9 protein-coding genes and 1 pseudogene are annotated in these 12,856 nt (G+C 60.7%); 8 read left to right on the top strand and 2 right to left on the bottom strand.

Annotated elements, in window-relative coordinates; translation table 11 throughout:
• Positions 1-545 precede the first annotated feature (545 nt).
• The 6 genes from O2L01_RS21980 to O2L01_RS25790 all read left to right on the top strand — a co-directional run bounded on the left by O2L01_RS21980 (position 546) and on the right by O2L01_RS25790 (position 10,123).
• Positions 546-2,630, top strand: coding sequence for an AIPR family protein (locus tag O2L01_RS21980; protein ID WP_270124183.1), 2,085 nt, complete (start codon positions 546-548; stop codon positions 2,628-2,630).
• Between the two features lie 395 nt (positions 2,631-3,025).
• Entirely contained in the window at positions 3,026-5,455 is a 2,430-nt protein-coding gene (locus O2L01_RS21975) for an N-6 DNA methylase (protein WP_270124182.1), read from the top strand.
• A gap of 100 nt (positions 5,456-5,555) precedes the next feature.
• The gene (locus O2L01_RS21970; protein WP_270124181.1) at positions 5,556-6,998 is read left to right on the top strand and encodes a restriction endonuclease subunit S; all 1,443 of its coding nucleotides are present in this window, start codon (positions 5,556-5,558) and stop codon (positions 6,996-6,998) included.
• Positions 6,999-7,044: 46 nt separating this feature from the next.
• Positions 7,045-7,809 (top strand): transposase, encoded by a 765-nt coding sequence (locus O2L01_RS21965; protein WP_270124180.1) that lies wholly within the window; start codon positions 7,045-7,047, stop codon positions 7,807-7,809.
• A 698-nt stretch (positions 7,810-8,507) separates the two neighbouring features.
• Positions 8,508-9,620: a DUF262 domain-containing protein gene (locus O2L01_RS21960; protein WP_270124179.1), complete on the top strand. Its 1,113-nt coding sequence runs from the start codon at positions 8,508-8,510 to the stop codon at positions 9,618-9,620.
• Entirely contained in the window at positions 9,617-10,123 is a 507-nt protein-coding gene (locus tag O2L01_RS25790; RefSeq protein WP_374727629.1) for an MAE_28990/MAE_18760 family HEPN-like nuclease, read from the top strand. The genes O2L01_RS21960 and O2L01_RS25790 overlap by 4 nt, the downstream gene beginning before the upstream one ends.
• Positions 10,124-10,221: 98 nt before the next feature.
• Here the strand turns inward: O2L01_RS25790 and O2L01_RS21955 are convergent, their stop codons facing one another.
• Positions 10,222-10,869: a hypothetical protein gene (locus tag O2L01_RS21955; protein WP_270124178.1), complete on the bottom strand. Its 648-nt coding sequence runs from the start codon at positions 10,867-10,869 to the stop codon at positions 10,222-10,224.
• Between the two features lie 99 nt (positions 10,870-10,968).
• Between O2L01_RS21955 and O2L01_RS21950 the strand changes: the two are divergent.
• Both O2L01_RS21950 and O2L01_RS21945 read left to right on the top strand, forming a co-directional pair.
• Positions 10,969-11,735 (top strand): annotated as a pseudogene (locus O2L01_RS21950) (helix-turn-helix domain-containing protein).
• Entirely contained in the window at positions 11,732-12,202 is a 471-nt protein-coding gene (locus tag O2L01_RS21945) for an NUDIX hydrolase (RefSeq protein ID WP_270124176.1), read from the top strand. The pseudogene O2L01_RS21950 and the gene O2L01_RS21945 overlap by 4 nt, the downstream one beginning before the upstream one ends.
• On the opposite strand, the gene O2L01_RS21940 is transcribed toward O2L01_RS21945, so the two are convergent.
• The gene (locus O2L01_RS21940) at positions 12,190-12,756 is read right to left on the bottom strand and encodes an HD domain-containing protein (RefSeq protein ID WP_270124175.1); all 567 of its coding nucleotides are present in this window, start codon (positions 12,754-12,756) and stop codon (positions 12,190-12,192) included. The two genes, O2L01_RS21945 and O2L01_RS21940, sit on opposite strands and share 13 nt — an antisense overlap.
• Positions 12,757-12,856: the final 100 nt, after the last annotated feature.

Genomic DNA, 12,856 nt, shown 5'->3' with positions numbered 1-12,856 from the left:
CTGGGTGATCCTCCTCTGCTTCGCCGCTGCCCGACCCTCACCAGTTCCGCCGTCGGCGCGGTCCGCGCCCTCGAGATCAACGAGCGAAAGTATGCAGACCATCACTTCGAACAGTCTCGATCGATAACCGAGTTGAAAGGCTTCAGTCATTTGGGGCCCGAAACGCCGAACACCGGGCCGCGAATCGCGGCCCGGTGTTCGGATAATGCTGGTCTTGCAGGAGTGACAGGACTCGAACCTGCAACCCTCGGTTTTGGAGACCGAAGACCAAACAGCCTCTCAACAGCCAGAACATGGCTGCGACCTCAAACTTTGGCACGCATTTGGCACGGCCACATTAACGGCGCCTGTGCGTGGCCCGCACCTGTCCGGCTGTCGCCAACCACGTCCGCTCCCCGCGCACGAAGCGAACACGTCAAGCAGCTTCAAACTGACCGATCTCGTTGCACGTCATCAGATCGAATGAATCAGCACAGCGAGGCAGGGGCCGGTCACGATACGATGTCGAGTGTTCCCACCCTCTCCGCACCCCTGGAGGAACACAGGTGCAAGACCGCTTCGCGAAGAACCTCTCGGACGCGCTGCTCAACGAGTTCAAGGACAAGATCTACCTTAAGGATGTACCAAGCGCCGAGCGCGACCAGCAGTTCCACACCAGGGCCCTCTCCGCCATGGTCGTCCGGTATCTCACTGATTGCCCAGCGAAGCGTGCGGCTGATTTCGTCACCGATGGGGCCGACGACCACGACATCGACGCCGTTGCCTACGACGAGCGCCAGAACAAGATCTGGTTCATCCAGACGAAGTGGAGCAGGGACGGGAAGGCGAACCTCAGGGAGAAGGACGTCAAGACCTTCACTGTCGGGATCAAGTACATGCTCAAGAATGAGCTCCAGCGGTTCAACCACAGGTTCCAGCCCCACTACGTGGCGATCGAATCGATCCTGGACAACGATCCACAGGTGGGTTTCGTCTTTGCCGTCGCTCGGTCGAACGAGATCCACGCTGATCACCAGGCAATCCTCACCGAATGCGCTGCCGAGGTCGGTCGGTGGTACTCCGCGCCCGCGACCATCGAGATCCTCACCCTGGACAAGCTCGTGCGTATCGCCCGCGCTGGCATGGGCGAGCCCCCCATCAACCTTGACGTGCACTTCGCCAGCGTCGAAACCGACGACGTGCCGCACCGAATCTACTTCGGCACAGTCACCACCGATGAAGTCGCCCGCTGGTACCGCGAGCACGGCGAGCGACTGTTCCGCCGCAACATCCGAGGCGCGCTCGGCCGAACCAGCGTCAACGAGGCCATCCGAACCACCCTCATCGAACGGCCCGAACACTTCTGGGACTTCAACAACGGCATCACGATCGTCGCCCGATCAGGCTCGGTGGGTATGGGTGGCACCGGTAACCTCAACGATGTCGCCATCGTCAACGGCGCGCAAACCGTCTCCTCTATCGCTGACACCGTCAAGGAACACCCTGAGGCCGGCCGCGCCAAGGTCCTCGTCAAGATCTCCATCACCGGAGAGAACGGTGATGACCTCATCCGAGAGATCACAGGCGCGGCGAATACGCAGAACCGCGTGGAGATTCGCGACCTCGCCTCCCTCTATGAGCAGCAGGACGACCTCAAGTTGGAATTCCGGGCCCGCCTCGGCCTGGAATACACCACCCGCCACACCGAAGCCGCACCGGATGAGAACGATGGCTGCACGAGTGAGGAGGCGCTCATCGCACTTGCGTGTGGCCACGCCGATCACCGATACACCGTGCAGGCTAAGGCCCTTCCGGACGTTCTCTGGGACCGCAGCGCGAGCGGCGCATATAGGAACCTCTTCCGTGCAGGAATTACCGCTGAGGAGATCTGGCGACACGTGCAGTTGATGCGAGCCGTCATGAGCGGCATCGCTACAGCGCAGAAGAAGCTTCAGGGGCGGGCGGCCCAGATCGCCGACCACGGCGACTTGTTCACCGTGCACCTCGTCGCTCGTCAGTTCACTGACCGACTCTACGACGACAACTGGGAATCTTCCGTGCTCCCCGCCGCTGCGGCTTCTGCGGGAGGCACGCTTAAACGGCTCATCGCCGCAGTCGATGAGCATTTCCGGACGCACCCTTCATCTCTGTTCAAGGACGAACAGAAGAGCCGCGAGATCGAGGCCTTCGTAGCCGCCCAGATCGACGCTGCCGCCCCCGTACCACAGCTCCCCGACGACTACGTCAAGGGCCGGTCTGCCCGCCGCAACCGCACCCCGAACCTGGTGCCGCTCATCGCTAAGCACCGTGCGATCGAAGATGGCACGCTACTGGAGTTCCGACCCGTCACCAGAGAACAGCGACAGCTGTTCCAACGGTGGAATACCGAAGACCCCAGCCGATCGCGCGCCACGTGGGTCAACGACGGCGGCGGGCAACTGCTCTGGGAAGTCGACGGCAAGACTTACGCGGCAAGCCGCCTCGCTCTAGACATCATCAACAGCCTCGGCGACAAGCGGTACAAGTCTGTCCGAGGACCTGAGTGCTGGCACATCCCAGGGCGGGGCTCTCTCAAGGACATCGGCCTGCGCCTTCGAGAAGAACTCGAAGGCCCGGAAACGGATGAAGAGGCTGAGGATGGACTATTTTGAATGTAACGGGCAGATGCTCCGCAAATCCAGAAGGGTGGCACCCTGGCCGCGGCATGGAAGCGCACATCAAACTCCGTAACCGCCGAGGCAACGCCGACGCCACCGTTGGATCCAGCAGCTACTCGCGGTAGCCGACAGTGAGTGAGGTTGATTGCTGGCTGCTACTCGTTCGGCGTGTCGTCTGAGGCGATGGTCACCCGCTAACACATGATTCCTGGATGAGAAGTCTGTTTCGTTCGGTTAATAGTGTTTTGCACACTGACTCGTCTGTTGATCATGAAGGGCCGTCTACGCCGGATCCCGAGAGAGGTAAGGGATACGAGATCAGTGGCGTGCAGACTATCCCGGCCGAGCGGCACCAGACCGACGAGAGCGGCTCCCGTAGCATCTTGCTCATGTCCCAGCCTCCCACCGCCATCCCCTCATCGCCGTTCCCCGAAGAAGGAATTCACCGCCAAGGTGACTGGGTCTACGCGCCGCTTCGCGGTTGGATCGACATCAAGCACAAGCCTGAGGAGATAGTCCGGCAGCACTGGGTACGGCGCCTGCATCTCGAAGGCGGTTACTCGCTGGGGCAAATGGACCAGGAGCGCCGAACACACTCAGGTCGTCGCTCGCCACGAGCGGACATCATCGTGTGGCGCAGCGCCGACGACAAGGAGGAAGGCCGCGAGCCGATCCTGGTGGTCGAAACCAAACCCGACGAGGGTGCCGCCCGGTCTGCGGACTTCTGGCAGGGCGAGTCATACGCGCGTGCGGCCGGTGCCCGATTCCTCGTGATCGCCAATGCCAGCAGCCATCTCGTCTACGAGCTCACGAAGGGGCTCCCGGGCAAGGCTCGGCAGATCAACGACTGGCCCACCGCCGCGGACATCGCTGATGAGCGCCGACTCAATGCGCTGGTGAACCGGCTCGAAGTGTTCGACCGCGAGCAGTTCCAGAGGGTGCTTTCCGAATGCCATGACCTGCTTCGCGACAACCACGCGATGACACCGGACCGGGCGTTCGACACCATCTCGAAGGTGCTGTTCATCAAGCTGCACGTCGAGCGCAACGAAACCCACGAGACGTTCACGACCAAGTTCCTCGACGAGGCGAAGCGGTACCAGCTGCGGGGCGCCAAGCTCGCTCAGCACGAGCAAATGTTCAAGACTACGAAGGAAGCGTACGAGACCGACGATCTCTTCACAGAAGATGACCGCCTCGATATCTCGCCCCACACCTTCCGCGAACTCGTCGGCAAACTGGAGCGCTTCAACCTCTCCAAGACCAGCGACGACGTCAAAGGCATCGCGTTCGAAAGGTTCCTCGGGCGAACTTTCCGAGGTGAACTCGGACAGTTCTTCACACCGCGTCCTGTGGTCGAGTTCATGGTCGACATGCTCGACCCCAAAGAAGGCGAGCTCATCTGCGACCCGGCCGCCGGTTCGGGAGGCTTCCTGATCAGCGTGTTTGACCACATCCGCAATCAGATCACTGAAACCGTTCGCGCCGAACGCGACAGGATCATTGAAGCGATCTTCGCCGAGTATGCCGACGATGCTGCGGAGGCCGCCCTCGACGAGCGCGACCGCCGTATCGAAGCGGAGGTCGCGAAACTCAACGAGCAGCTTGCCCCGAGCGACCCCGACGGAGGTCCGATCGATACCCGAGTAGGACGCCTCGCCTGGCAGTGCATCTACGGCACCGACAAGGAACCCCGCGCGGCCCGCACCGCCAAGATGAACATGATCATGCACGGCGACGGGCACGGTGGCATCCACTGGCACGACGGGCTGGTCAACGTCAACGGAATCTTCGAGGACCGCTTCGACGTGGTCATTACCAACCCGCCCTTCGGAGCGACAGTCACCTCCTCCCAGCTCATCGGCGCCACTCCGGAGACGAACGTGTCCGACGATGCGGCTTCCCTGCGGCGGCAGAAGGGCCGGTACGGGGAGGCTGGCCTGGCTGGTCTGCAACAGGTAGCGGACACTCGCAACCAGAAGATCCTGGACCAGTTCGAGATCGGCTTGGGCAACAGCACCCGCAAGACCGAGCAGATGTTCCTCGAACGCTGCCTGCGGCTCCTCAAACCTGGCGGGCGACTTGCCATCGTCCTGCCCAACGGCAACCTCAACGCCGCCTCGCAAGCGTGGCTCCGGCGCTGGGCCGAAGGCAAAGCGTTCCTGAAAGCCGTGGTGGCCCTGCCCTCCGAGACGTTCAAGTTTTCCGGGGCGTCGGTGACGGCATCAATCGTGTTCATGCAGAAGTTCACCGAAGCCGAAGCCGCGCGTTGGGAGCAGTGCTGGAAGGACGCGCACTCGGCAACCGAGGAGAAATTCGACCCCAGACGCGCCGCACTCATCGAGGAGGCGCTGCCAGGCCTCCTGCACGGCGAGGACGAGGAACTCCGCAAACTGCTCGCCGACCTGGAAGCCATCGGTGTCACGCGGGTGCTGCCGGATCTGAGATGGGTTCGCAAGACCGGACTCGTCCGCGGCGCTCCTGTCACAACTGTCCGCGGACCGGTCTGGGCCGGCGACGGCGGAGTGGACGCGCGGAAGCTGAAGCAGGCGTACACGGCGCGAGCAGCGAGCGTCCCCGCGCTCAAGACAGCACTTGTCCAGCTCAGGGCGTCCCTTAAGGCGCTTGACGAGGAGCAGACCGCAGCCATGTGGAAGCACGTCCGCGAGGCCTTCGATTACCCCGTGTTCATGGCGAACCCGAGGGCCGTCGGCATCACCGCGACCGGCGAGACCGGGGACGATGTCCCCAACGACTTGCCCGAAGTTTTGACCTCATGGCGAGCCTTCGCGAACCAGGGCTTTGGAGCCACTGTCTGATGCTCCTGCCAAGTGTTGGGGGCGGCTCGATGTTCCTGGTCCCGCCCGCGCATCCCCATCGTCGCGAACAACAGAGACTTGCTCAAGAAGGTGGGACCGCATGACGGGGGCTATCACCACGGTCGTGCGCTTCGCCTCACTCGACCGGTGGGATGCGCAGACCATCCCGCAGGAAGTGACCTACGTATGGCCGGCTGCCCCACTTGGCGATGTTGCGGAGATTCGGCTCGGGGTTCAGGTACCGCGCAAGGGCTCGAAGCCTCATGGCGTCGCGCGCCCGTACCTTAGGTCGATCAACGTCCGCCGGGGGTTCGTCGACCTATCGGACCTGAAGGAAATGCACGTCTCGCAGTCACAGGCCGAAGCGCTCGCGCTCCAGGCCGGTGACCTCGTCTTCGTCGAAGGCTCAGGGTCGGTTACCGAGGTCGGGCGGACGGCGATCTGGAACGGGGATCTCCCTGAAGTCATCCATCAGAACAGCGTCATTCGCGCCCGGCTCAACAACCCCGCGCTCGACCCCGAGTTCGTGGTCACCTGGTTCAATTCACGTGCTGGGAACGCGTACGTCCGAGAGCACGCAACCACGACGAGCGGGCTGTACCATCTCGGTGCCGGGAAGCTTGCGGGAGCTCCTGTCCCGCAGCCCCCGCTCGACATCCAACGACAATTGGTGGCTGAATACAAGGCGACTCGAGATTCGGCGGCGCGCGCATCACACGATGCAGGGGCGCTGAAGGACTCCGCGTGGGAGGAGTTCTGCACGCGGTTGGTCGAAACGCCTGATGCCGCAACAGCCTCAGATATCGTAGTCATCGCGTCCTTCTCGATGTTGGATCGATGGGACACGAACCATGCACCGACGAGTTTGCAGAGCCCGTATCCGCTCGTGACACTCGCGGACGTGGCGGAGATTCGGCTGGGCACTCAGGTGCCGCGCAAGGGATCACGCGCCGAGGGGATAGAGGTCCCTTATCTTCGTGCCAAGAGCGTGCAGCTCGGTTACATCGATTTCGACGACTTGAAGTCGATGACCGTCCCGCCGATCACCGTCGAGCGACTGGCGCTTGAGACCTCCGATGTGCTGTTCGTAGAGGGCAACTCGCGCGAGGAAGTCGGTCGGGCCGCGGTCTGGGAGGACACGGGGACTACCACCATCATCCAGAACTCGGTCATCCGAGCGCGCTTGCATTGCGATGACCTCGATCCTGAATTCGTCGTCACATGGTTCAACAGCGACGCAGGGCGTGCCTACGCCCGGGGGCATGCCACCACTACGACGGGGTCCCTGTGGCACATCGGAGCAGGGAAACTTGCCCAAGCACCCATTCCGCTACCGCCAATCGAAGAACAGCGGCGCCTCGTCGCAAAGTTGAAGGAAGACCTTGCAGCGGCCAAAGCTCGCGAAGAGGAATTCGTTCGTCTCCGCGAGGAAGCGGAGCAGATGCTTGAATCGAGCCTGATTCATTTTGCGTTACCCGAACGTGGGGCAGGCCTAGCCGAGACATCTTCTGCCGCAATATCATCGACCACACGAAGATGCTAAAGGCTGTCCCGTTATTGGTTGTGGCCCAACGGCTTAGGATGTCGCGGTGGATGTGGTGACCGCTGCCGAGGAGCGCTGGATCGAGCCGTTCTCAGGGTTGCTCCCCAGGGTATTCGCCCGACTGGTGCGCCAGCTCGAACGCGAGGGCGCTGACCTGCCTCGCCGGGGTCGGCCCTGGAGCCTGCCGTTGGCCGATCGGGTGCTGTCGGTGGCCGCCTATTGGCGCACCAATCTCATCCTCCGCCAGCTCGCACCCCTGTTCGGGGTCTCAAAGTCCGCGTCCGACCGCATCATCGATGACCTGGGCCCCAAACTCGCCTTGCGGCCGCGCAAGCGGTTCGCACCCGGGACAGTGCTCATCGTCGACGGCGCGCTGGTGCCCACCCGTGACCGGTCAGTCAGCGCGCCGAGCAAGAATTACCGGTACTCAACCAACCACCAGGTCGTCATCGATGCCGACACTCACCTGGTCGTGGCGGTGGGCAGACCACTACCGGGCAACCGCAACGACTGCAAGGCGTTCGGCGAGTCCGACGCCGAGCACGCGTGCCGCAATCATGATGTGATCGGCGACGGCGGCTATATCGCCACCTGCGCGATCATCCGGCACCGCTGGCGCCCCGGCGAGGACCTGCTCAGCTGGAAAGTTGAGCACAATGCCTCGCACCGGCAGGTCAGGGCCCAGGTCGAGCACGCCTTCGCGCGGTTGAAGACCTGGAAGATACTGCGGGACTGCCGCCTGCGCGGCGACGGTGTCGCGGTCGCGATTAGCGGCATCGCCCGCCTCCACAACCTTGCCCGGACAGGATGAAGAGATCTCCAGGGTCCAGGGCAGCAACTGCTTCGAGCTCGAAGTGTGGTTCCTCTAGCCTGAGCGGAGACGGAAGGACCGCCGACAACGGGAGGATCGAGAGCGGTGGACGAAGGCCGAAACGACGATCTACTGACCCGACTCGTTGGAGGCGAAACTGTACTCGGTGCAGTTCGTTCGCGACTACGTGAAACTGTACTTCGAGGGCCCGACAGAGTCGCCGTACCTCACCTGCTACGTCATGCCAGAGGTCCGAGGCTTGCAGGGCAAACGCGCACAGGGGATCGCCGAGAGATCCCCTGGGTATGCCGACGCTCTCAGAGCCTTGATAGGCGAGGAAGTGCGAGCGACCCCCGGAGCGTCCGGTACCGGCCTTGTTCTTCACCTGCGGACCAGCACGATCATTGTGAACCCGACCCTCGCATAGCTCGTCGGCCCCGAAATCGCCATGCTTTCGGGATTCAGCGACCGCGCTTGGATGGTGTGGCGACCAGGCGAGGACGAGTTCGCCCATCTCGCATAGCTCAAGGAGTGTCGCAACAGCCACAATCAATAACGGGACAGCCTTTAGCTGAACTAATGTGCAACTTCTGTCGGTGCCTAGTTGACGCTAGAGCTGTTGCGGGGCTATTGCCACTTGCAAGAGGTCTATGAGATAGTATTGTCGGCAGGTTGTATTCGACATTGCAGGAGAATTCATGAACGCTAACTCCGAAAACAACGATCTCGATTTGGACTCGAAGGAACAGCAGGCCGAGAGCCTTGAAGATATCGAACCGATTTCGTATTTCGGGGCCGATTTTGACGTCTTTGGCCTGGTTAGGCGATTGAATAATGATGACATTGTTGTTCCTTCGTTCGACCCTGCAGTCGATACTGGTCCGGGTGCGGCACAATTCCAGCGTAAATTCGTCTGGAAACGACCGCAGATGGACAAATTTGTGGAATCGCTACTGCTCGGATTTCCAGTCCCCGGCATATTCTTGGTTCAGCAACAGTCACATCGACTTCTTGTGCTAGACGGTCAGCAGCGCTTGCGGACTCTGGAGCATTTCTATTCAGGGGTCTTGCCAGACGGAGAACCATATGAACTTGAATACGTCGAGGAGCGTTTCAGGGGGCGAACTTATGAGACCCTCGATGAGGATGAACGTCGCCAGCTTGACAATACGTTTATTCACGCCACTGTCATCAAACAAAGCTCCGATCCCGAGGCTCACGACAGTATTTATTACGTCTTTGAGAGGCTTAACACTGGAGGAACCAGTCTCTACCCACATGAGATTCGGGTGGCTCTATATCAAGGTTCGTTGGTTGAAGGAATTCGTGACCTGAACTCGCATAGGCAGTGGCGGACGATTTTCGGACCAGACTCGCATAGACTGAAAGATCAAGAACTCATTCTTAGATTCTTCGCATTTTGGAAGGATCATGCGCGCTACAAGAGGCCTCTTAAGGGCTTCCTGAATGAATTTCTAGCAAGAAATCAGAATATTTCCAAGATCGAATTTGAAGAGTTTGCGTTGGTATTCAGAGCTACGTGTGATCTTGCGGCCGAGGCTTTCGGCGAGGGTGCCCTGAAGGCTGAGTCCAGGCAAGTGAACGCAGCTTTGGCTGACGCCGTCTTGTTCGGTCTTTCTATGCGACTGGAACAAGGACCAATTAGTGATCTTGCGGCACTGCGCGAGGCGAGGGCTGAACTCCTTGCTGATGAGGATTTTCAGACCTCAATTACGAGAGCTACGGCAGATGAAGCTCGCGTGCAGATGCGTCTTGAACTTGCGAAGCGAGCATTTGGAGAGGTCGCGTGAGTCGGAAAGGTAAGCCGGCTCATTCAACTCATGCTGTCTGGGAGATCCAGGCGCTCCGAGGGCGGGTTGAAGAACTCGAAGCTAGATGTAACCCTAAGCTTATTGGTGACGATGAAGTTTATGCAGATCTAACAGCGTATTTGGTAATTCGTATCTCTGGGTATCTCGAGCAATCGGTTCGAATTATCTTGGTCGAATACTGTGACAAATACTCACATAAGATGGCAAATTCATTCGTGAACTCTCATCTAAGTAGAATGCCAAATCTCAACGCCTCTGCGCTTATCAATCTGATTCAGAAATTTGACGTTTCAATCTCTTCTGATCTAGAGCGCATGATTAGTGAGGATGAGAGAAGAGGTCGATTGAATGCCTTGGTTAGTATTAGGAATAATCTTGCTCACGGGTTGAGTAGTTCTGTCTCGCCTCGGCAGGCGGCTGAGTATCGGATACTTGTCGAAGAAATTATTGATTGGCTTCTCGTGAAATTTCATCCTAATTGATTAACGACACCCCTTTAAGTAATGTCTTCGACGTCAGATAATTTGCGAGTTTGAGAACGGAGCCGCACCCACCATGCGGCCCCGTTATTGGTGGAAAGTCAGAGGCGGCCTTCGGCCCTGGCTTGGGTCAGGATTGCTTCGGATTCGCGGCGCCAGTGGCGTTTGCGGTCCTCGGGCGTTGACTTCCAGCCGGGGCGGGGCGCGAGGCCGCAGATGCGGCCGTTTTCGTGGAGGAGGTCGGCCACGGGTGTGAGTCCTCCGGAAACGTTTAGGACGCTGAGCACTGCGTGCTCGGGTGCGAGCGTCGGTTCGACGGCGAACCGGAAGCCGTCGATGTTGAAGGTGCCGAGGACGCTCTCTGGCAGGTCGGCTTTGGGCGCTAGTGGCTGGCCGGCGTGGTGAGCAGCGATGAGTGCTGCGATGTGGCGGCGCTGATGTGCCTTCCACGCGTCGGTTTGTTCAGTCCAGAGCGCTTCCCATCGGACCTCGCGGACGACTCCTCCAGCGTGAAGCGCGTAGCCGATCTTCACCGGTTGGCCGTGGTGAGTCAGCCAGATCGAGGCGTAGCCGGTCCCAGGGCGGGCCATCAGCGTGAGTTGGTTTCCGTTGTCCGTCAGCCACTCTCCGAGCACCTCAGACTTGGTCGTCCGTAGGTGGGTCGCTGGTTGCGGCATCGTCGAGCTCCTTTCATCCGATCGGATGGTTTCCTTGCCGCCACCTCGCAATGACCAGGCGAAAATCGGCATACAAAGGATGGTGCTTGACAGACGGGGACGTTAGAACTACACAATGGGACGCGAAGAGACGTCCTCCGCAACCGAATTCGTCCCTGGGCCGGAGTCCTCATGCCGAACGAGAGATTGAAAGACGCCATACAGGCCGCCGGGGTTACACCCGAGGCTCTGGCCGATGACCTTGAAGTCGATGCCAAGACTGTGCGGCGCTGGATCAGCACTGGGCGTACTCCTTACCCGCGGCACCGCTCAGCCCTCGCTGCGATGCTCGACGAGACTGAGGAATATCTCTGGCCGAACATCGACACCGAGGAGCGCCAAGCTCGTGTCTCGCAGTCCGAGGTGATCTGCACGTATCCGCGTCGGTTCCAGGTGCCGAGCGACCTGTGGCGGCGGCTGTTCGACAACGCCACCGAACGGATCGGCATCCTTGTCTACGCAGGGCTTTTCCTGCCCGAGCATGATCCCGACCTGATCGACGCGCTGAAAGCGAAGGCGAAGGCAGGAACCAAGATCACGGTGCTGCTGGGGGACCCCGACTGTGACGCGGTCGCGACGCGAGGGCGCGAGGAAGGTATCGGAGACACGCTCGCCGCAAAGATTCGCAACGTGCTGACCTTCTACGAGAAGCTGCGAGGGACCGAGGGCGTCTTCGTGGGCTTTCACTCAGCGACCTTGTACAACAGCGTCTACCGGTACGACGACGAGATGCTGGTCAACACGCATCTCTACGGTTCCCGGCCGCACATGCGCCAGTGCTGCACTTGCGCCGACTCGCCGGCGGGACCCTGTTCAACTCGTACGCTGACAGCTTCGATCGAGTCTGGTCCGCTTCGCGCGACGCCTGGACCGGTGACCATGGGAAGGTGAGGCCATGAGCCGCGTCGACCACATCAACAACCCTGATGCCCCGGAACCCAACAGCGTCGTCCCTTCGACCGTCGTGTTCGTGACCAATGAAGAAGGTCGGGTTCTTCTCATCCAGCGCTCGGACAACGGTGACTGGGCGCTTCCAGGAGGCGGCCATGATTTTGGGGAACGGATCGCGGACACTGCGGTCCGCGAGACCAAGGAGGAGACCGGGATCGACATCGAAGTCACCGGAGTCATCGGCCTCTACACCGACCCAGGCCACCTCATCGAATACGGTGACGGCGAGGTCCGTCAGCAGTTCTCTATCGCCTTCCGGGCGAGGCCGACCGGAGGGCAAGTCGCCACGAGCGCCGAGTCGGTTCGTGTCGCCTGGATCGACCCGAGCGATCTTGACCGGCTTCCGATTAATCCCTCGATGCGAATGCGCATCGATCATGGCCTCGGGAAGCGGTCTGAGCCCTACATCGGCTGAGCTGACGGGAACTGGGCTTCAACGCGTTTCGCGACTTCGTGGAAGGTTCCAGCACTCCGGTCGATGAACTCGCGGACTACTGAACTGGGCTCGTAGCGTTCGCGGATCTCCTTGATGCGCTCATCGACCGTGAAGTCCTGACCGTCCGGGCCGGTAGTCAGGTCGCAGAACCAGAGCAGGTCGGTTACCGGGGAGTCTTCGCGCTCGAACTCCGCGAGGAGGTCGGCGGAAAGACCGCGCAGTTCCGCCTCAACGACTGCGTTCGTGTGGTGAGCGACGAACGCCGCAACTCGGCCGTCGAACTCAAGGGACCTCAGCCACCGGGCACCATCGAGAGGATGAAAGCCGGTCTCCGCAACCGAAGGTGCGTACCCGACATCATGGAGTACCGCTGCGGCTACGAGGGCGCGTCGGCCGCGTTCAGCGGGCAAGAGCGGGGCGAACCGTGAGGCCTTCGCCGCTACTGCCGTGACATGTCTCCATCGGCGCGGAAGCGGACCGCTCAGCTCCCGCTCCGCGAGTGAGCGTGCTTCGTCGACCAGACCCTTCTGCACCCGCCGATCCTAACCAGGAGCGTCACGAAAAAGTAGTTGTGGAAGGAGATTTGAAGCAGCCCAGGGGGAACCACCGCTGCGTCAGACAGAGGTCAGGCCC

The sequence above is a fragment of the Glycomyces lechevalierae genome, assembly GCF_027622945.1.
Taxonomy (GTDB): Bacteria; Actinomycetota; Actinomycetes; order Mycobacteriales; family Micromonosporaceae; genus Glycomyces; species Glycomyces rutgersensis.
This window is presented reverse-complemented; position numbering and strand designations above follow the sequence as displayed.

Coding starts and splice junctions, on each gene's coding strand:
- O2L01_RS21975 (WP_270124182.1), top strand. CDS start 3,026: ATGTCCCAGCCTCCCACCGCCATCCCCTCATCGCCGTTCCCCGAAGAA.
- O2L01_RS21970 (WP_270124181.1), top strand. CDS start 5,556: ATGACGGGGGCTATCACCACGGTCGTGCGCTTCGCCTCACTCGACCGG.
- O2L01_RS21960 (WP_270124179.1), top strand. CDS start 8,508: ATGAACGCTAACTCCGAAAACAACGATCTCGATTTGGACTCGAAGGAA.
- O2L01_RS21955 (WP_270124178.1), bottom strand. CDS start 10,869: ATGCCGATTTTCGCCTGGTCATTGCGAGGTGGCGGCAAGGAAACCATC.
- O2L01_RS21945 (WP_270124176.1), top strand. CDS start 11,732: ATGAGCCGCGTCGACCACATCAACAACCCTGATGCCCCGGAACCCAAC.